We start from the raw sequence: 19,416 nt of genomic DNA on the forward strand, positions 1-19,416 counted from the left end.
TTAGAATTGTCTTCCATTATAGCATAAAACAAGCCAGATCTCGTCGTAGACCTGGCTCTCGTCTTATTCCATCTGCTTCGCTAAGAAATGAGCGGCCGTCTCTACAGCCATTTTTGCTCCTTCTTCAATCGGTGAACCTTCTTTGTTAAATATGGCTACACAGCCAATGGGATCACCCTGCGCAATGATAGGATAAATAATATAAGAAATAACGTCCTCTTCCTGATCACGCACGATCTCAACAGGCTGTGGGTGCTTCTCTGACTCTGAAGACCGCTTGTCCAGGACCTGTTCAACAAGAGATCCAATCTGCCTGTTTAAATAAGATTTCTTCGATTCGCCGGCGACGGCAATAAATTCATCACGATCACAAATAAGGACAGGAACCTTTAATGAATCGTGCAACGCCTCCGCATATTCTTTAGCGAAGTCGCCAAGCTCACTGATCGGCGAATATTTTTTCAAAATAACTTCACCTTCACGATCAACGAAGATCTCTAGTGGATCCCCTTCTCTAATGCGTAATGTGCGACGAATTTCTTTAGGTATAACAACCCGACCTAAGTCATCGATACGACGAACAATACCAGTTGCTTTCATTCTAATGCTGCCTCCCTTTCATGATGCTACAACCTTCATTATCCTGACAAAATTTCCATACAGAATAAATGGGTGATAAATATAGTATGATACACCATAAAAAACCTATGCATAAAAAATAGAAAAGCAGTTGAAGCAGTAGAAATACCAGCGTTTCCCTAAATTTATGGTCTTACTTTTAATTCGTTTACTGGATCATCGATTGGACGAGTTAACAATTTAGAATCACTTAAGGTGTATTGTACTTAGGGCGGGCTTCGTTAAACCTTAATCTCGTTATATAAAATAGACGCCTTTAAACTATTTAATAAAGGCGCCCTTAAAGTTATGCACTTGTTGCTTCCCTTGTTAACCGAGGAAGTTTCGCCAAAAATTCTTCGACCACGTCATAGCGTTTCGCTTGAGCCTGACGGTCCCATGTTATGGTTACTTTTAACTGGCCGTCCTCTGTGCCAAGTTGAATCATGCGGCCAAATTCATTCGCAACTTCAAACAATTTAGCCCCATCAATTTGCTGGCTTTGTCCGGCTTCCATCATCATTTCAATCTTACGTTTCTTCTCTGAAATAGATACGATACGCGCTTGTTTAGCATAATACTTGATTGATGAAACGCGGAATAAGTTCTCTACCTCATCAGGGTAATCACCAAAACGATCTATCAATTCATCACGCAGGTCATGAATGTCTTCTACGGATTCAATAGCCTGGAACTGCTTATACATGTCAATTTTTTGCTTCTCATCAGCTATATAATCCTCTGGAATATATGCATCAATATTTAAGTCGAGCTCTGTCTGGAAAGGCTGAATCGCTTCTGGTTCCTTGCCTTGACGCTTCGCTTCAATAGCATCTTTAAGCATCTGGCTGTACATGTCGAACCCTACGGAATCTATAAAGCCATGCTGCTGGGCTCCGAGCAAATTCCCGGCCCCGCGGATGGATAAATCCCGCATAGCAATCTTAAACCCTGAGCCTAATTCGGTAAATTCCTTAATGGCCTGCAGTCGTTTTTCAGCCACTTCGGTTAACACTTTATCTTTTTGGTAGGTGAAATAAGCATACGCCACGCGGTTGGAACGCCCTACTCTTCCCCGAAGCTGGTACAGCTGGCTGAGCCCCATACGGTCAGCATCAAATACAATCAGCGTGTTAACGTTCGGAATGTCTACCCCTGTTTCAATTATCGTAGTGCTCACAAGTACGTCAAATTCCCCTTCTAAGAATGAGAACATGACATTTTCAAGTTCAGTTTCGTTCATTTGTCCATGAGCAAACGCCACACGTGCTTCAGGAACAAGAGCGGAAATTTCCTGTGCCATCCTCTCAATATTTTCGACCCGGTTAAATAAGAAGAAAACTTGGCCGTCGCGTGCCATCTCCCGCTCGACAGCCTCTCTCATAAATACAGGATTGTATTCCAGCACATAGGTCTGAATTGGAAAACGGTTCTCGGGCGGGGTTTCAATGACTGACAAATCCCGGACGCCCAGCATGGACATATGCAATGTTCGAGGAATAGGTGTAGCTGTTAACGTTAAGACGTCAACATTGGCCTTAAGCTGCTTAATTTTTTCCTTATGCTTAACTCCGAAACGCTGCTCTTCATCAACAATCAGCAGACCCAGATCTTTAAATTGAATATCTTTTGATAGAATTCGATGAGTACCGACAACAATATCGATCAGCCCTTTTCTCAATCGGTCAGTCGTCTCTTTTTGCTGCTTCTTCGTCCGGAAACGGCTGAGCAGGCCGATATTTATTCCAAAATCCTGGAACCTTTCCTGCATGGTTTCGTAGTGCTGCTGGGCGAGGATAGTTGTAGGTACAAGCAGTGCGACCTGTTTTCCGTTTTCAATAGCTTTAAAGGCAGCTCGTATCGCAACTTCCGTTTTACCATAGCCCACATCCCCGCAAAGCAGGCGGTCCATAGGTCGGATTCTCTGCATATCCTCTTTAATCTCTTCAATACAGCGAACCTGGTCTTCTGTTTCCTCATAAGGAAAAGCTGCTTCAAAATCACGCTGCATTTCGCCATCTTCCTCAAAAGCATGCCCGCGCGACGCTTCCCGCTCGGCATAAAGCTGAATAAGATCATCCGCAATATCTTCGACAGACGACTGGACGCGTTTTTTTACCTTCGTCCACTCGCTGCCGCCGAGTTTATACACTTTTGGCTCTTTGCCTTCAGATCCTACATATTTTTGAATTAAATCAATTTGGTCAATCGGAACAAACAGCTTGTCATTGCCTGAGTATTTCACCATTAAAAAGTCTTTATGACTATCGCCGACTTTTAAAGTTTCAATCCCAATATACTTTCCTATGCCGTGATTCGCATGGACAACGTAATCGCCAACCTTAAGCTCCTGGTAATTCTTTATTCTCTCTGCATTTGAAATTTTCTGCCGGCGCTTCGGTTTAGCGGTACGCTTCTTAAACAGTTCATTCTCAGTCAGGACTGCAAGCTTATGCATGGGCCACTCAAAGCCGCTGCTTATGTTCCCTTTAACAATGGTGGGGGTATTAACGGGAAGCTTAGGAGCTTGCTTTGCCACGACAGCTTCCATTTGATAATCCAGCAGTACAGAGTGGATCTTCTCAGCCCTTGTCTCATCAGGAGCTAAGATAATCACACTATAGTTCTGCTTCATCCAGCGGTCCATTTCAGTTTTCAACAAATTCATCTGTCCATGAAATTGCTGCATTTGGCGGCTGGAAATGTTCACGATATTTTGTGGATGGGTATTTGGAATATGCCGCATAAAAACCGACAAATAAAGCTTTGTCTGCTTCATGGCAGCCCATGTGTCATGCCAGTCAAATGAAATTCGCAAATCGCGGACCATCTGATTAACTTCAAGCAGACTGTTATGCCATTCCGCTTCCTCCTCATCTAAGCGGCCAGCTGTCTCTTGAATTCGACTGACTTCATCCATCACAATAAGTCCATTGTCCGGCAGATAATCTAATAAACTTACGGGTTCTTCATAGTAATAACCAATATACTTATACATTTCCTGAAAACGCTCACGCTGCCGCAGCTGCTCAATATCACGTTCAATATATGAAGTGAGCGTCTCTTTATCTTCAGATTTGGTTAATTTCTTTAATGAGTGACTCAAAGCTTCCTCAAGCTTGTGGGAAGCCCTTGTAAAGTCTTCCTCGGTGAGCAGCATTTCTGTCGCCGGGCCGATATGGGCGGAATCATATTTATCTTTTGAGCGCTGAGTTTCCGAATCAAACGTACGAATAGAATCTACCTCTGTATCAAAAAGCTCGATACGATAAGGATATTCTGAGGTTAACGGATAAATATCGATAATCCCCCCGCGAAGGGAGAATTCACCGGGACTTGCCACCATTTCAGTTCGCTCATAGCCCATTTGAATGAAGTGTTTTAAATAATCATCTAAATCAATATCTTCACCAACACGAAAAGGGAGCATATTGTGCTCCCAGTAATATTTAGGCGGCATAATCCGTTTAAGTGCCGCTACAGGGGCAATTAAAATGCCCGATTTCTGCGTCAGCCATTGACTGAGCGCTTCGATTCGCTGACTCCTTAATTCAGGACTTGCCACCGCAATTTCCGAAGCAATCAGTTCGTTAACCGGATAGAGATGAACGCTTTCTTTATCGCTCAGCTCTGCTAGATCATCATACAGCTGCTGAGCCTGTATGAGCTGATGGGTTACTACTAATACAGGTCGTTCTAACGATTCATGAAGCAATGAAATCATTAAACTACGCGATGCTCCAGATAATCCAGCCACCAATTGCTCATTCATTCCCGATTGAAAGCCTTCTACCACGGAATGAATATCGTCTTGAGGATACAAATACTCTTTTATACCGTCCATAACATACTCCTCCACCACCAGAAACGCTCGCCAGTGGAGTCGTTTCGGTTTAATGAATAAAAAAGTCTAACTCATGATAATGAGGATGCTGTTGAAGGGATCTTTCACATGAATCACAAATCGTTTTTATGTTCATATTCCCTTCCCAATCATACGTAATCATTTCTCGATGGTCATTTTCCGACAAACACTCTAAGCCAAGCTCAGAAACCTCGATCCTTTCCCGATCCAGTTTTCCTACTTGGCGTTGACAGTGCCGGCATATATAGTTGATTCGCATACATACACTCTCCTTGTTAGCAGTACATGTCACTATTGTTGCCGGCTTCCTACAACCTTATACAGTTCTTATTTTATGTTAAATTCATTCATCACTTCGTTAAAAGGGAGCTCCATCCATGATTCACAAGCTTTAACTGACTGGATAACTGCTTCCCTAACGGCTTCCTGCTGTTCTTTACTAAACGAGCTGAGTACATAGTCCACCACGGTGGTCGATCCTACAGGCCGTCCTACTCCCACACGTAAACGATTAAAGTCCTTCGTGCCTAAGTGATCGATTATATTGCGAATGCCATTGTGACCGCCATGTCCTCCTTTTTGACGAAGTCTTATTTTACCCGGAGGCAGATCTAAATCATCATAAATGACAAGAATATCTTCTTCCTCTATATCATAATAATCCATGAACAAGCGAAGTGATTCACCGGATAAATTCATGTAAGTCTGCGGCTTAAGAAGCAGGATCTTCTCACCGCCTACATGCTCTACCGTATAGTGACCTCTAAATTTCTCTTGAGAGATCGTCCACTGGTTCTGTTCCGCTAATTCATCGAGAATCATAAAGCCTATATTATGGCGTGTTTTCTCATATTTCTTACCTGGATTCCCTAATCCAACAATACACTTCATATACAATCTTCCTTTTATTCAGTCATTCATATCCGCTTTATTATAACAAATCTATGATAAAAAAAATGTCAGAATGCTGTATACGTAAAAAAAGAGCGCAACCGCCGGCTACGCCCATGTTCTATATTTAGTATTAGTTATCTTCGTTCTTTTCATTCTCTTCCGATTCCTCGCCATCGTTGTCTTCCCCAACGCGTTCAGGCTCAGCATCTGCGTTATCCAAGTCTGGCTCTTCCGGCATTTCTTCCGGTGGAGTAACAGAAACAATGGTCGTATTCTCATCTTCTGTAATCTCGTATTTACGAGACGCTTTAAGATCACTAACCATAATGGAGTCGCCAATGTTCAACTCGGAAATATCAACTAAGATCTCATCAGGAATGTCACCTGGCTTCGCACGGATTGATAAGTCATACAACGGCTGCTGAACGACACCGCCTTCTTTCGCTCCTGCTGCTTCACCGTCAAGATGCACGGGAACTTCTACATCCATTTCTTCAGACATGTTCACGATATAGAAGTCGGCATGGATCAGCTCGTCCTTTAACGGATCGATCTGATATTCATGCAGCATAACATTCACTGTTGATCCTTCATCAATATCTAATGAGATAATCGCATTTTTACCTTCATCACGTACGGTTTTTAATAGCTCAAGGCTGTTAACAGAAACGTTAACAGGCTCTTTATCTTTACCATATACAACACCTGGAACATTTCCCTCGTTCCGCAGTTCACGTGTCACTGATTGCTTTAATTCTTTTCTTTGATTTGCTTTTAATGTAATTGCCAAAATAATCTCCTCCAGTTAAATTAACCATTCATTATTTTCAGGTTCCCTTTTCTAACAGAAGTTAAACATTTTTCATTACAAAAGTCAGGACTAATCAAACAAGATGCTTACAGATTGACGCTCGTGTACACGGATGATAGCCTCGCTGATCAGCGGGGCAACGGAGAGTGGCGTGATTTTGTCGATCGTTTTGTCTTCTCCAAGCGGAATTGTGTTGGTCACAACCAGCTCTTTAATCTTGGAGTTTTCGATCCGCTCGAGCGCCGGGCCTGATAAAACAGGGTGCGTACAACAAGCATACACGTTCTTGGCTCCATTTTCCACTAATGCGTTGGCTGCCAGCGTAATCGTTCCCGCTGTATCGATAATATCGTCAATCATAATCGCTGTTTTTCCTTCTACGTTACCAACGATATTCATTACTTCAGCCACATTAGGTTTAGGACGGCGCTTATCGATGATCGCAATCGGTGCTTTTAACCGATCGGCCATCTTCCGTGCCCTGGTCACACCGCCGTGGTCAGGAGAGACGATGACGACATCATCAAAGTTCTTCGAATCGAAGTAATCAGACAGAATCGGCACTCCTACCAGATGATCGATTGGAATATCGAAAAATCCCTGGATTTGCGGTGCATGCAGATCCAGCATAATAACTCGGGACGCTCCAGCCGTTTCAAGTAAATTCGCTACAAGCTTGGCTGTAATCGGCTCACGCGCTCTCGCTTTCCGATCCTGTCTTGCATAACCATAGTAAGGCATAACAATATTGATCGTTCTTGCCGAAGCACGTTTAAGCGCATCAATCATAATTAACAGTTCCATAATGTGCTGATTAACTGGAGCACATGTTGATTGAACGACATAGACGTCGCACCCGCGAATACTTTCATCGATATTGATCTGAATTTCCCCGTCACTGAAGCTGGTGACTGTACACTTTCCTAAATCTGTCCCGATATTCTCAGCAATCTCTTTTGCAAGCTCAGGGTTTGAGTTAAGAGAAAATACCTTCAATGCTGAATCCTTATAGCCAGTTGCCATGGATTTAAACCCTCCGTTAATCTTTTTTATTCGATTGGATCTTTGCAGCGTAGCCTTCTTTATTCGTTTGGCGGGAGCGGGCAATGGACAAAGCCTCTGCAGGTACATCCTGGTTAATTGTAGACCCTGCTGCAACATACGCTCCTTTACCAACAGTAACCGGGGCTACTAAGTTTGAATTACATCCAATAAAGGCATCATCCTCAATTGTCGTTAAAAACTTATTATGGCCATCATAGTTCACTGTTATTGTACCACAACCAATATTCACACCTGTTCCCACGTCTGCGTCTCCGATATAACTTAAATGAGAAGCCTTACTTCCGCTGCCGAATTCAGCCTTTTTGACTTCAACAAAATTACCAATTTTTACATCATCGCCAAGAGTTGAGGCCGGACGAATGTGAGCAAACGGCCCAACTTGAACACGGGCTCCGATTTTGCTGTTTGCAGCTACACTTTGTTTAAGTACACTTGCTTCTCCAACAAGGCAGTCTGTAATCGTTGAATGCGGTCCTACCACGGCGTCATCTCCGATGTGAGAGGAGCCGTCAATCACGGAGCCAGGGTAGACAATTACATCCTGTCCAAACGTAACATCCGGGCCGATATACGTATGATCAGGATCAATGATAGAAACCCCGTTGCGCATATGTCCTTCATTGATACGCTGTTTCATCATTTTCTCGGCCTTTGATAGAGCAACACGATCATTGACGCCTAACGATTCTGAGAAATCCGAAGTTTGATAAGCACTGATGACTTCTCCCTGGCCTTTTAGAATCTCAATAACATCCGGAAGATAGTATTCCCCCTGAGCATTGTCATTAGACACGTTCCGAAGGGATTCAAAAAGAAGCTTGTTGTCAAAGCAGTACGTTCCTGTGTTAATCTCCTGCACAGCCTGCTCATCTTTAGAAGCATCTTTCTGCTCTACAATACGCTCTACCTGGCCATTACCTCCACGGATTACCCGGCCATAGCCGGACGGATCCTCTGCATGAGCCGTTAAAATGGTGGCTTTCGCATCCGTATCCACATGGTGATCGACCATATTTTGTAATGTTTCTTCTGTTAATAAAGGAGTATCGCCACAAGCAACGATCGTTACACCTTCTTTATCAGCCAGAATGTCTTCTGCCTGCTGAACAGCATGCCCTGTTCCTAACTGCTCCTTTTGAATCACATAGTGGCTTTTATCTCCCAGCTGATCCTGCACATTTTCCGCGCCAAAACCTACTACTGTAATTAATTCCTTTAAATCTAGTTTATTTAATTGATCAACCACATGCTGAACCATTGGTTTCCCGCATACAGGGTGCAACACCTTATATAGTTTAGACTTCATACGGGTTCCCTGGCCAGCGGCTAATACAACTGCATATTTTTGGGTCATGAAGCAACCTCCATCCTATTTATCCACTATGAATAATATCTTAAAACCAGCATGATTTCAACAAACATTCCTTTTAAACGAGCAGACTGAGGAGCATAACGAAAAACACCTTTCAAAAGGGGTATCTTCTCACATTTTATTGGCAGAAAAACGGGCAGAAATGCATAAAAAAAGAAGCCAGACCCCCCTTGAAAGGTCAGACTTCTTTTTTACAGGTCTTTAAGAGGCACCCGCTTCTTCATATTCAACTCCTGATTCCGTATCTCCAGCATTATGGTACTCCTCAAGAACAGCATCTTGGATTTTACCACGCGTGCCCGAATTGATCGGGTGGGCAATGTCACGGAATTCCCCGTCAGGAGTTCGTTTGCTAGGCATAGCTACAAATAAACCATTGTTGCCATCAATCACCCTAATGTCATGAACAACAAACTCCTGATCCAAGGTAATAGAAGCAATTGCTCGCATTCTTCCTTCGGTATTTACGCGTCGCAGTCTTACGTCAGTTACTTCCATTAAGTTCACCACCTTTTCCCAAAAAGAACTTACTAAACAAATTCCACAAACCACCAGAAAATCCTGCTTATTTTCTAAAAAAATTTATCAACGGATTTATTAATTTTTTTGCAAGCCTTTAGATACACAAAAAGAAAGCCTTTACATCAATACTTCCAGGCTTTCTCTTTAATAAAAAAATTATTTATTTTTTTTGCTGGTCCCCTCCAGAAAGTTTCCAGGATGGACTTCGATCTTTGACTTGCGATCATCAACGTTCATGATCTGGACGAGTGATACGTGATCATCAACAATACGATCTTCTTCTTCGTCTTCCGCCTCAGCTAAAACCCCGATACCAGCTACTTCGGCGTTAAATTCTTTAAGCAGACTTTTCATACCGTTAATCGTTCCGCCCGCCTTCATGAAATCGTCGATGATACATACTCTTGCTCCTTCTTGTAAGGAACGTTTCGTCAATACCATCGTTTGAATCTTTCTCGTTGAGCCGGACACATAGTTAATGCTTACTGTTGATCCTTCAGTAACCTTTGGATCACGTCTTACAATCACGACCGGAACATTTAAGTAGGAAGCTACAGCATACGCTAATGGAATCCCTTTCGTTGCTACTGTCATGACCGCGTCAATCTCTTTGTCAGCGAAGGCTGAAGCTAACAGGCGCCCGATGTTTCGAATAGTATCAGGCTCCCCCAGCAAATCACTCATAAACAGATAGCCGCCGGGCAGCAGACGTTCTGGGTCCTCCAATCGCCGGCAAAGCTCCAAAACAACTTGTTCACTGTAAGCATGAGAAAAGGCAGGGATATATTTCACTCCACCCGCAGCCCCGGACACTGTTTCTAAATAGCCAATTCCTTCTTGAGTAAAAATTTTGTTCACAATGCCTAAGTCCTCACTTATCGAGGACTTAGCCGCTTTATAATTCTCTGAGAGAAAAGGAAGAGATATTAATTCACGCGGGCGATCGAGAACATAATGGGTCATGGCGACTAATCGTTCACTTCTTTTCATAGAAAAAGACACCCCAAAATCCGAATATTATTATTAAATATATCAGATTTGTACGGATTTTAGCAAGTGGTTTCTCGATTTCCCAACATTCTCACAATATGAACTTCTGGACAGAATCCTTTTAAGGAGTTATAAATGCGGTGTACTCGAGCATCCTGGGAGACCAGCGCGAACACAGTAGGACCGCTTCCGCTCATTAAAACTGCGTCAGCTCCAGCCTCACTCATTTTTTCTTTGATTTGGTTTACCTCGGGGTGCAGCTTTGTGGTTACGCCTTCAAGCGTGTTCGAAACGTTGGCACAAATTGCTTCAAAATCTTTATTTTCCAGGGCCTCAATCATTGCCTGGGTATTTGGGTGCTCCGCTTTATTTGTATTAAGCTTTTGATAAACGGTTTGAGTAGAAACCCCGATAGATGGTTTCGCAAGCACAACCCAGCACGGAGGTGGTGAAGGCAGAGCTTTAATCTTCTCTCCCCGTCCTTTGGCAAGAGCGGTTCCGCCATACACGCAGAACGAGACATCTGATCCTATCTGTGCTCCCATCTCCGCAAGTTTATCGTGATCAGCATCGATGTTCCACAGCTTATTAACTCCACGAAGGACCGCCGCAGCATCACTGCTTCCCCCCGCAAGCCCGGCTGCTACAGGGATATTCTTTTCAATAAATATGCGTACACCTTTTCTTATGTTAAAGTAATCCTTCATAAGCTTTGCCGCTCGATAAGCTAAATTTCTCTCATCATTTGGAACAAAGCGGCTTTCAGATACTACTTTAATCTGATCGTTATCGAGCAGTGTCAGCTCAATGCGGTCGGCAAGATCGACAGTAGTCATCACCATTTCCACTTCATGAAATCCATCATTTCTTTTATGTAACACATCAAGTGACAAATTGATTTTGGCCGGTGCCTTCTCTAAAACAACCACATGCCCACCTCCTTAAGTCATAATCTCTTTCAGCATTGTACCACATTATAAATAAAGAGAGGTAGGGACCTATTGTTTCGGCTCTATATAAAGACAGCAGCTCAGTGAATATTTCACACTGAGCTGCTTTTGTTACTGTTGATTTTTCATCATTTGCTCTTCTGCCATCTGAATGGCACGCTTCACCATATTACCGGCATCACGGGTTGTAATACCGCCCCAGCCATCTTTCTCGACCTTGTCGTAAAACCCAAGCTCTTTTGCGATTTCTTCTTTCAACGAATCGGACATCATGCTTCTGCGTCCCATCGTCTTCAGCTCCTTTCGCCATCACTTAGCTACGACACGGTTAGTATGTGGAGTAATGGAATATTAATGCCATGTAGAAAAAGGAAAAAGCAGCAACCCTTGGGTTTACTGCTCCATCGCCATTGTCGATAAGTCATCGAAACTTAATTCGACGGTCTCTGTGAGTACATCTGCATAACTATATGATACACGTTCGAAAGCATTCTCGTCTTGGTCCAATTCAACAATAAAAACGGCTGGATAAGTTTCAGCAAGAACCCCGGATCGTTCAATGGTCTTACGGCGCCCGCCGTTCGCTTTTAATGTTAAACGTTTTCCAATTTGTCCCTCAAGGGATTGTTTGATTTCTACTAACGTTTTAGCCACTATACTCCACCTCACTAATGATAAATATATCATTTTTCTCGGACAAAGTCAAATAAAATATTTAATTATAACAGTATGCTAAATTCAATGTCAATATAATAATACGTGGTTTAGTGGTTATTCTGTAATTTTTATGAAAATTTTTTTACTCAGTAGACAATCGTCGTTATATCCCTGTACAGTCCGCCATAATGTGCTAATTTTCGACATCTTCGGAGTAAGGCATTCCTATTCTTAATAACCCTCTCGTTTGAAGTCCGCCTAACCCTTTTTCTCCACTAATCGTGTTGCGTACAACTTCCCAAATATTAATATGATCCATAAAAGACGTATAAGCTACCCGTGCCGCTACATATACTGGATCAATAGCATGGATATTGACCCGTGCCGGTGAGCTGGCAAAATTCGCTCCTGCTTTTATTATTGATTCAAAATGAGATTGGCAAGCTCCTGCAAATATAACTAAGTGGTCAAAGTGAGGATAATCCTGCCTTAAATTCCGGACAGCTTCAACGAAATACTTGGAATTGCGGTAAGACTCCAATTCTCTAGCTGACCCCTTCGCTTTCGAATACGCGTCGTGGCCGGTCAATACGACAATTTCAGGCTGGATCTTCTTTACGAGGGCGGTCACCTCAGAAGGCATATTCTTTTCTTGAATATATTGACCGTGAACTTGAAGACCGAGCTGCTCATACAATTGAACGCATTTCTTTAAGAATAATGGATCACCGTCAATATGAAGGATTCTTGGGGAAATTTGGAAATAATTATTTTTCTCTTCCAGATCTTCATAACCGCCGCCAGCCTCCACCTCCCTTTTTTCCTTAAGCAGGCGGTAGTCCTGACGGAAGAGACGATAAGAACAAGCCTCTTGTTTATTTATATGTGTTTTTCTCTCTTCGTATTCAGACCCTGTCACTTTTTTTAAATCTTCAAGTGGAGCATCCGCTGACAGGCGGACATGTTCACCAATTAATTTAACCGTTGTTCCTTCAATAGAATAGACCCTAAATAAAACATCGTGGTTATATGATTTTCTCGTTACCAGGTCTCCATGTGTTAACACCCGCATCCCACCTCACAACAAGCACTACATTAGTCTATGTGTGAGTTGCTCACCTGTTACTTTTCATAAAAACTGCGGGCTAATACAGCGAATTCTTCCATCGATAAAGACTCTCCGCGTCGTCCTGGATCGATATCTGCAGAGGCAAGCCGTTCCCTGATCTGCTGTTTATCCATCGTCTCTTTAAAGTGTCGGGCTAAGTTATTCATCAATGTCTTTCTTCTCTGTCCAAAGGTAGCTTGTACGAGGTCGAAGAAAAATTCTTCATTTTCTACTTGTACAGGAGGGACTTCACGCATTTTCAAATGTAACACTGAGGAATCTACATTCGGCTGCGGCATGAACACTGTCTTAGGCACCGTCATGGCTACTTCGGCTTCTGTATAGTATTGAACAGCAATAGACAAGGATCCGTAACTCTTAGAATTCGGTGAAGCTGCCATTCGTTCTGCCACTTCTTTTTGAATCATTACGGTAATGCTCTCAACAGGGAGCCTGTCCATAAGCAGCTTCATTAATATCGGGGTGGTAATGTAATAAGGCAGGTTGGCTACTACCTTAACAGGCTGGCCCTCTTTAAACTGATCGGTAATGACCTTCCTTACGTCCGCCTGTAAAATATCCTGGTTAATGACAGTAACATTGTTATACTCTCCCAACGTATCTTCTAAAATCGGAAGGAGCCGCTGGTCAATTTCAAAGGCAGCCACACGGTCGGCATGAAGAGCCAGTTGTTCGGTTAACGCTCCAATTCCAGGGCCGATCTCAATGGCACAAGCCTTTCTATCAATACCGGCATACTCAATAATATTCGTTAAGATATTTACATCAATTAAGAAGTTCTGCCCGAGGCTTTTCTTAAAAGCAAAACCATACGTTTCAAGAATTTCTTTCGTACGAGTTGGTGTGGCAACCGCTTTATTTCTCATCTTTTTCCTCCTGAACAATTTGTTTCATTGCTTCCTCTAATTGTTCCTGCGAGATCTGGAACATATTCAAACGCTTCAACAGCTGTTTTCCGTTTGTTTTTCCAATACGAAGAATGACGCCCAGCCTCTCTCGGCGCTTTCCTGACATCGGTCCGCCAATTAATCCAGAGGCTACGAGATCTTCTTTATTTATCGTTCCCGGTCCCTGCTCAGTCAACTCATAAACGCCGCTCAGAGCTTCTCTTATATCTTCTACAGCTGCATGCTCTACACCTATGCCTTTGTCCCGCTTCGCTCGCGCAGACTCCTTAGGCAGGAAGGCATGCTTGCAGCCAGGTACATGCTCTGTGACAATATGGCGGATGCGCTCTCCTGGATAATCAGGATCGGTAAATATAATGACGCCCCGTTTTTGCTGAGCCAGGGCAATTTGTTCCAGTACATCTTTATCAATAGCTGATCCATGGGTTTCAATTGTATCAGCTTCGACAGCCTGCCGAATTTTCACCGTATCATCACGGCCTTCAACCACAATTACTTCTTTAATTTTCAATCGTATATCCTCCATCAGTCGTTCATATAATCTTCCATATCATAGCATACAAAAAAAGCAGAGGAAACGGCATTCCTCTGCTTACAAACGGCTAATCCATTACTTTTACTTCTACGGTTTTTCTTCCAAAGCTTTGTGCTTCACTAGCAGAAGAAACATGGACGTCAATCTTCTTCCCTTTTATTGCACCGCCGGTATCTCCAGCCACTGCGGTTCCGTATCCTTCTACCCACACTTCACTGCCAAGAGGAATGACGGCTGGATCCACGGCGATTACTTTTTTGTCAGGATTTTTATTTAAATCAATACCTGTCGTGGTTTTCCCTGTACAGCCTGCACAATCCGCTGTATAGGCTGTTGCTTTTACTTCCATTGTTTTTGAACTGCTTTCTTGTTTCGGCGCTTTTTCCTTAGATGATTCTGATGCAGAGGCAGACACTAACTCAGGTTCAGAGGAATTAGATTTCTCTGCAGGTTCAGACTGCTCCTCCTCAGGTTCTGCTGTTTCCTCTTTCGTCCCTAAGGCTACAACCTCGTCGACACTTTCTTTCTCTACCTCTTCGTTCACTAATTCACGAGAAGATTCCTTCCCGTTTTTTATTATGACTTCATACTCCTTGATTACCTGCCCGTTTTCTCCAGAGGTTACTACTTTTTCTTCACCACTAGGAAGGGTATCATCTTTCTCTGTAACCACTGTATACTCTACGTCTTCTTCAACGGTTTCTGTCTCTTTCTCTATTCGGGTGATGTCTATAAGATCACTTTGGCGCAGATGGTCACCTTTCTCCATATTTAACTCATCGTGTTCATTCAAATTAACGTTCTCTTCCTCTAAAAATTCGTCCACAGTAGCAGCTGTCGTCCACACTTCTTCCTCTTTACCTCCATCATTTAGTGTTACTTGAATGGCTTTGTTAATGGAGATTCCCATGTCTTCTTCGATAGGATCACCGGAGTCGTGTGAGATTTCATCCTGCTCCTTCCACTTAAATTCCTGTTCATCAAAGAATTCCCCGACAGTGGAAGCTGTTGTATGAAATTGTTTCGTGTCATCATTTATTGTTACATCGATTGATTTAGATGATATGTATTCAACATCCATGCCGTATTCAATCGGCTCGGATAAATCATGGGAAAGTCGATCATTTTCTTTTGGGTTAATCTCAAGTTCATGTAATAAATCTTCAAAAGTTTGGGAATGAGTGCGAATCACTTGAGTTTCCCCGTTCTGTGTCACTTTCACTGAAGCTTTCGTGGCTTCATATGTAACGAATCCCAGAAAAGTAATAGTAAACAGTGAAATTATGAGAGTCCACATTAACACAGAACTCATTACTGCTTTTGCGCTTTTCATAAATTTCATCGTTTCTTCCTCCTTTCCTTCGTCCGCGTTTCTCTTAAAATAGCCTAGCACTTAAAAAAAAGTCAGCATTCATCCTGCTGACTCTTTTTATTATGCACTTTTACCTAGTTAAATAACATAACAAGCATGTTACATTTCCTATACAGATTGTTAACTACCCTGTAATATTAGTGCAAAAGTCATCGAAATTATGACTGAATTCGAAAGAACTTGAGCGCATTTTCTGTCGTTCGCCTGCTGACTTCTTCATAAGATACTCCCTTAAGTTCCGCTACCTGTTCTGCCACAAGCTTTACATATGCGGGTTCATTTCTCTTTCCGCGGTTTGGATGAGGAGCCAGGAATGGACAGTCTGTTTCGACAAGTAAATGTTCTAAATCTACAGCCTGGGCTACTTCCTTTGGCAGTTTGGCATTTTTGAATGTAACAGGCCCTCCCAGAGAAATCATGAAGTTCATATCAATACATTCCTGTGCGGTCTCAACTGGACCGCTGTAACAATGCATAATACCTCCAACTTCAGCCGCATTTTCTTCTTTTAAAATATCTACAATATCGTCAGTGGCTTCCCGGTTATGAATAATGATCGGCATTTTTACTTTTTTCGCTAAACGGATCTGCTGTCGAAATACGTCTTTCTGTACATCTGCAGGAGACTTGTCCCAGTGATAATCGAGACCCATTTCTCCAATTGCTACCACTTTAGGGTGAGAAGAAAGCTCCTCAATCCAATTTAAATCCTCATCCGTCATATCAACCGCATCTACAGGGTGCCACCCTACGGCTGCATAAATATGCTCATGGTCCTCTGCAATCTGAAGGGCCAGAGGAATGGTTTTTCGGTCAAAGCCTACGACCGTCATATATCGAACACCAGCCTCATGCGCTCTTGAAATGGTTTCCTCTAAATCTTCTGTGAACTGGTCAGCGTTTAAATGAACATGTGTATCAAATAACATCTTACTCCTCCTTACTCTGATAAGAAAAAGGGAAAAGCTTATTTCCGCTTTTCCCCAGTTTGTAATTTATTTTACTTTGGCTCCATTAGGAAGCGTTTGGTCAATGGACGCTAAAGCCAGTTTACCCTGATCGTCTTCCCCGGCTAAAATCATGCCCTGAGACAGTTCTCCTCTCAGCTTCACAGGTTTTAAGTTCGTGACACAAATCACTTTTTTGCCTGTAAGCTCTTCAACTCCGTAGTGCTCCGCTATTCCTGAAACGACCTGGCGCTTCTCTTCTCCAAGGTCAAGCTGGAGCTTTAGAAGTTTATCTGCTTTTTTAATTTTTTCAACCTTTGTCACTTCAGCAACACGGAAATCAAGCTTCATAAAGTCATCAATCGTAACTTCCTGCGGCTGATCCTGCTTTGCTTCTTCTTTTTTCTCTTGAGCAGGTGCAGCAGGCTTCTTCATCATGTTTTTGATGATTTGCACTTCATCTTCTGCGTCTAGACGAGGGAAGATAGGATCATCCTTCTGCACAGTAGTTGGCAGCCCTTTAAACTCAGCGATACTGCCCCACTCTTTATCTTGTTCATTCGCTATTCCCAGCTGTTTAAAGATCTTCTCCGGTGTTTCAGTCAGGAACGGCTGCAGCATTACAGCAATATGGCGTAAGGACTCGGCCAGGTGCGCCATTACGTTACCTAAACGATCCTTTTTAGCTTCATCTTTGGCTAATACCCATGGCTGCGTCTCATCAATATATTTATTTGTACGACTGACAAACTTCCACAAATCAGCAAGAGCCACGGAGAACTCCATGTTTTCAAGCGATTCTTCGACGGCAGCTTTCGTCTCCTTCGCAAGGGTCTCAAGGTTCTGATCATATTCATCTTCGGACAAAGTAAGCTCCGGGATGTTTCCGTCAAAATATTTACTAATCATAGCGACTGTACGGTTTAGAAGGTTTCCTAAATCATTCGCTAAATCATAATTTGTACGCTCCACAAAGGCTTCCGGTGTAAAGACACCATCAGAACCAAACGGTACTTCGCGCAGCAGGTAATAGCGCAGCGCGTCAAGCCCATAGCGGTCGCTTAATTGAACAGGATCCACCACATTCCCTTTGGATTTAGACATTTTGCCGTCTTTCATGAGAATCCACCCATGAGCAAATACTTTTTTAGGTAAGGGCAGATCAAGCGCCATCAGCATAATCGGCCAGTAAATCGTATGGAAACGTACAATCTCTTTACCTACAAGGTGTACATCAGCGGGCCAGTATTTTTGGTAAAGCTCATCGTTCTCACTGTCATAGCCCAATGCAGAAATGTAGTTGCTTAACGCATCAATCCATACATACACCACATGCTTTTCATTTGAAGGAACTCTTACTCCCCAGTCAAAGGTGGTTCTGGACACAGCTAAGTCCTCAAGTCCTGGTTTGATAAAGTTATTGATCATCTCATTCTTACGGCTTTCCGGCTGAATGAATGTCGGATTATTTTCATAGAATTCAAGCAGCTGATCTACGTACTTGCTCATTTTAAAGAAATACGATTCCTCTTTTACTTTCTCGACAGGACCGCCACAGTCGGGGCAGTGTCCCTCATTAAGCTGTCTTTCCGTAAAGAATGATTCACAAGGGGTGCAGTACCATCCTTCATACTCGTCGAGGTAGATGTCGCCTTTTTTTAACAAATAGTCGAAGATTTTTGCTACCACTTTTTTATGACGGTCCTGTGTGGTACGAATAAAGTCATCATATGAAATATCCAGCTTATCCCATAGGTTTTTAATGCCGGATACAATATCGTCTACATAAGCCTGCGGGGTGACGCCGGCATCTTCTGCTTTCCGCTGAATCTTCTGACCATGCTCGTCCGTCCCTGTCAGATACATGACGTCGTAGCCTCGAAGCCGTTTATAACGCGCCATAGCGTCTCCTGCCACTGTCGTATATGCGTGGCCTATGTGCAAGTTACCGCTGGGGTAATAAATAGGTGTAGTAATGTAAAATGTCTTTTTTTCTTCTGACATCATGTGCCCTCCTCGATTTCAAACATTCATACAGTGTATTGTACCATTCTTTTCGCTTAATTTCTGTATATCCATATCTAACTCTAAAATATACCGAACCGTTTACGAAAATGTCAAAAATTCTGCCAAATTACAGTATAAATCTGTACCATGATCAGTTATTATCTGGTAAACTACACACATACCCCGTTGGATATATCAACCAATTTTGGTAAGTATGAATTTGTCAATTGACCGGGCCCGCTATCTCCACCTTTAAATCGCCCGATTTTCCTATACCTCCACCTGTATATTTGAAGCGGAGATTTTGGAAATTTAACGAATTGACAGCATTGGGAAACGTTGGTACTATATAGTGCGAGACATATGTCGATATTTGGCGAATAACTTTTGATTGAGGGGAGACAAAAAAACATGAAATCTACAGGTATTGTACGTAAAGTGGACGAGTTGGGGCGCGTAGTCATCCCAATTGAACTTCGACGCACGTTAGGAATTAACGAAAAAGACGCATTAGAGATTTATGTCGACGATGACCGCATTGTTCTAAAGAAATATAAACCGAACATGACTTGTCACGTCACCGGGGAAGTGTCTGAAGAGAATATGAAGCTCGCCAATGGGAACCTTGTACTAAGCAAAGAAGGAGCACAAATGCTGCTTCAGGAAATTCAGGGTCAATTAAACAACAAATAATAAATAGAGATAAATTTACAACTGGTTAATTAATAATGAAATGACTTTGACATATGCTCGGACAAAAAGCCCTTACTGTTC

The 19,416-nt window shown here is 42.7% G+C and carries 19 protein-coding genes; 1 reads left to right on the forward strand and 18 read right to left on the reverse strand.

Annotated features, from left to right (window positions below):
* Positions 1 to 63: 63 nt before the first annotated feature.
* The 18 genes from spoVT to metG form a co-directional block, all read right to left on the reverse strand.
* On the reverse strand, positions 64 to 600 hold the full coding sequence (gene spoVT / locus C1A12_RS20635) for a stage V sporulation protein T (protein WP_101847134.1): 537 nt from the start codon (positions 598 to 600) through the stop codon (positions 64 to 66).
* A gap of 325 nt (positions 601 to 925) precedes the next feature.
* Positions 926 to 4,462, reverse strand: coding sequence for a transcription-repair coupling factor (gene mfd, locus C1A12_RS20640; RefSeq protein ID WP_101847136.1), 3,537 nt, complete (start codon positions 4,460 to 4,462; stop codon positions 926 to 928).
* Positions 4,463 to 4,511: 49 nt separating this feature from the next.
* Complete coding sequence (locus tag C1A12_RS20645) at positions 4,512 to 4,742, reverse strand: anti-sigma-F factor Fin family protein (RefSeq protein ID WP_101847138.1); 231 nt, start codon at positions 4,740 to 4,742, stop codon at positions 4,512 to 4,514.
* Positions 4,743 to 4,810: 68 nt separating this feature from the next.
* The gene (pth, locus tag C1A12_RS20650) at positions 4,811 to 5,374 is read right to left on the reverse strand and encodes an aminoacyl-tRNA hydrolase (protein WP_101847140.1); all 564 of its coding nucleotides are present in this window, start codon (positions 5,372 to 5,374) and stop codon (positions 4,811 to 4,813) included.
* Positions 5,375 to 5,507: 133 nt separating this feature from the next.
* Complete coding sequence (locus C1A12_RS20655; protein ID WP_101847142.1) at positions 5,508 to 6,167, reverse strand: 50S ribosomal protein L25/general stress protein Ctc; 660 nt, start codon at positions 6,165 to 6,167, stop codon at positions 5,508 to 5,510.
* A gap of 90 nt (positions 6,168 to 6,257) precedes the next feature.
* The gene (locus C1A12_RS20660; protein WP_101847144.1) at positions 6,258 to 7,211 is read right to left on the reverse strand and encodes a ribose-phosphate diphosphokinase; all 954 of its coding nucleotides are present in this window, start codon (positions 7,209 to 7,211) and stop codon (positions 6,258 to 6,260) included.
* 16 nt (positions 7,212 to 7,227) lie between these two features.
* The gene (gene glmU, locus C1A12_RS20665; protein WP_101847146.1) at positions 7,228 to 8,607 is read right to left on the reverse strand and encodes a bifunctional UDP-N-acetylglucosamine diphosphorylase/glucosamine-1-phosphate N-acetyltransferase GlmU; all 1,380 of its coding nucleotides are present in this window, start codon (positions 8,605 to 8,607) and stop codon (positions 7,228 to 7,230) included.
* 219 nt (positions 8,608 to 8,826) lie between these two features.
* Positions 8,827 to 9,123, reverse strand: a complete 297-nt coding sequence (spoVG, locus tag C1A12_RS20670; RefSeq protein ID WP_101847147.1) for a septation regulator SpoVG — start codon at positions 9,121 to 9,123, stop codon at positions 8,827 to 8,829.
* Between the two features lie 180 nt (positions 9,124 to 9,303).
* A complete protein-coding gene (gene purR / locus C1A12_RS20675; RefSeq protein ID WP_101847149.1) occupies positions 9,304 to 10,137 on the reverse strand; it encodes a pur operon repressor in 834 nt (277 codons plus the stop codon).
* 59 nt (positions 10,138 to 10,196) lie between these two features.
* Complete coding sequence (gene ispE / locus C1A12_RS20680; RefSeq protein WP_101847151.1) at positions 10,197 to 11,066, reverse strand: 4-(cytidine 5'-diphospho)-2-C-methyl-D-erythritol kinase; 870 nt, start codon at positions 11,064 to 11,066, stop codon at positions 10,197 to 10,199.
* A gap of 132 nt (positions 11,067 to 11,198) precedes the next feature.
* Positions 11,199 to 11,375, reverse strand: a complete 177-nt coding sequence (locus tag C1A12_RS20685) for a small, acid-soluble spore protein, alpha/beta type (RefSeq protein ID WP_101847152.1) — start codon at positions 11,373 to 11,375, stop codon at positions 11,199 to 11,201.
* 105 nt (positions 11,376 to 11,480) lie between these two features.
* Positions 11,481 to 11,741, reverse strand: coding sequence for a biofilm formation stimulator Veg (gene veg, locus C1A12_RS20690; RefSeq protein WP_101847154.1), 261 nt, complete (start codon positions 11,739 to 11,741; stop codon positions 11,481 to 11,483).
* A gap of 196 nt (positions 11,742 to 11,937) precedes the next feature.
* On the reverse strand, positions 11,938 to 12,816 hold the full coding sequence (yabG, locus tag C1A12_RS20695) for a sporulation peptidase YabG (protein WP_101847156.1): 879 nt from the start codon (positions 12,814 to 12,816) through the stop codon (positions 11,938 to 11,940).
* Positions 12,817 to 12,866: 50 nt separating this feature from the next.
* Positions 12,867 to 13,739, reverse strand: a complete 873-nt coding sequence (rsmA, locus tag C1A12_RS20700) for a 16S rRNA (adenine(1518)-N(6)/adenine(1519)-N(6))-dimethyltransferase RsmA (RefSeq protein WP_101847158.1) — start codon at positions 13,737 to 13,739, stop codon at positions 12,867 to 12,869.
* Positions 13,729 to 14,292, reverse strand: a complete 564-nt coding sequence (gene rnmV / locus C1A12_RS20705) for a ribonuclease M5 (protein WP_101847160.1) — start codon at positions 14,290 to 14,292, stop codon at positions 13,729 to 13,731. The genes rsmA and rnmV overlap by 11 nt, the downstream gene beginning before the upstream one ends.
* Positions 14,293 to 14,383: 91 nt before the next feature.
* A complete protein-coding gene (locus C1A12_RS20710; protein WP_101847162.1) occupies positions 14,384 to 15,658 on the reverse strand; it encodes a G5 and 3D domain-containing protein in 1,275 nt (424 codons plus the stop codon).
* A 188-nt stretch (positions 15,659 to 15,846) separates the two neighbouring features.
* The gene (locus tag C1A12_RS20715) at positions 15,847 to 16,617 is read right to left on the reverse strand and encodes a TatD family hydrolase (RefSeq protein ID WP_101847164.1); all 771 of its coding nucleotides are present in this window, start codon (positions 16,615 to 16,617) and stop codon (positions 15,847 to 15,849) included.
* A 66-nt stretch (positions 16,618 to 16,683) separates the two neighbouring features.
* The gene (gene metG, locus C1A12_RS20720) at positions 16,684 to 18,639 is read right to left on the reverse strand and encodes a methionine--tRNA ligase (RefSeq protein ID WP_101847165.1); all 1,956 of its coding nucleotides are present in this window, start codon (positions 18,637 to 18,639) and stop codon (positions 16,684 to 16,686) included.
* A 414-nt stretch (positions 18,640 to 19,053) separates the two neighbouring features.
* Here metG and C1A12_RS20725 point away from each other — a divergent pair, with 414 nt between their 5' ends.
* Positions 19,054 to 19,335 (forward strand): AbrB/MazE/SpoVT family DNA-binding domain-containing protein, encoded by a 282-nt coding sequence (locus C1A12_RS20725; protein ID WP_101847166.1) that lies wholly within the window; start codon positions 19,054 to 19,056, stop codon positions 19,333 to 19,335.
* The last annotated feature ends 81 nt before the right edge of the window (positions 19,336 to 19,416 follow it).

The sequence above is a fragment of the Halobacillus sp. Marseille-P3879 genome (genome assembly GCF_900240285.1).
GTDB lineage: Bacteria > Bacillota > Bacilli > Bacillales > Halobacillaceae > Halobacillus_A.

Bases quoted from the DNA above. Each gene is read 5' to 3' on its own strand.
- spoVT (WP_101847134.1), bottom strand. From the start codon at position 600: ATGAAAGCAACTGGTATTGTTCGTCGTATCGATGACTTAGGTCGGGTT.
- mfd (WP_101847136.1), bottom strand. From the start codon at position 4,462: ATGGACGGTATAAAAGAGTATTTGTATCCTCAAGACGATATTCATTCC.
- C1A12_RS20645 (WP_101847138.1), bottom strand. From the start codon at position 4,742: ATGCGAATCAACTATATATGCCGGCACTGTCAACGCCAAGTAGGAAAA.
- pth (WP_101847140.1), bottom strand. From the start codon at position 5,374: ATGAAGTGTATTGTTGGATTAGGGAATCCAGGTAAGAAATATGAGAAA.
- C1A12_RS20660 (WP_101847144.1), bottom strand. From the start codon at position 7,211: ATGGCAACTGGCTATAAGGATTCAGCATTGAAGGTATTTTCTCTTAAC.
- glmU (WP_101847146.1), bottom strand. From the start codon at position 8,607: ATGACCCAAAAATATGCAGTTGTATTAGCCGCTGGCCAGGGAACCCGT.
- spoVG (WP_101847147.1), bottom strand. From the start codon at position 9,123: ATGGAAGTAACTGACGTAAGACTGCGACGCGTAAATACCGAAGGAAGA.
- purR (WP_101847149.1), bottom strand. From the start codon at position 10,137: ATGAAAAGAAGTGAACGATTAGTCGCCATGACCCATTATGTTCTCGAT.
- C1A12_RS20685 (WP_101847152.1), bottom strand. From the start codon at position 11,375: ATGGGACGCAGAAGCATGATGTCCGATTCGTTGAAAGAAGAAATCGCA.
- yabG (WP_101847156.1), bottom strand. From the start codon at position 12,816: ATGCGGGTGTTAACACATGGAGACCTGGTAACGAGAAAATCATATAAC.
- rsmA (WP_101847158.1), bottom strand. From the start codon at position 13,739: ATGAGAAATAAAGCGGTTGCCACACCAACTCGTACGAAAGAAATTCTT.
- C1A12_RS20710 (WP_101847162.1), bottom strand. From the start codon at position 15,658: ATGAAATTTATGAAAAGCGCAAAAGCAGTAATGAGTTCTGTGTTAATG.
- C1A12_RS20715 (WP_101847164.1), bottom strand. From the start codon at position 16,617: ATGTTATTTGATACACATGTTCATTTAAACGCTGACCAGTTCACAGAA.
- metG (WP_101847165.1), bottom strand. From the start codon at position 18,639: ATGTCAGAAGAAAAAAAGACATTTTACATTACTACACCTATTTATTAC.
- C1A12_RS20725 (WP_101847166.1), top strand. From the start codon at position 19,054: ATGAAATCTACAGGTATTGTACGTAAAGTGGACGAGTTGGGGCGCGTA.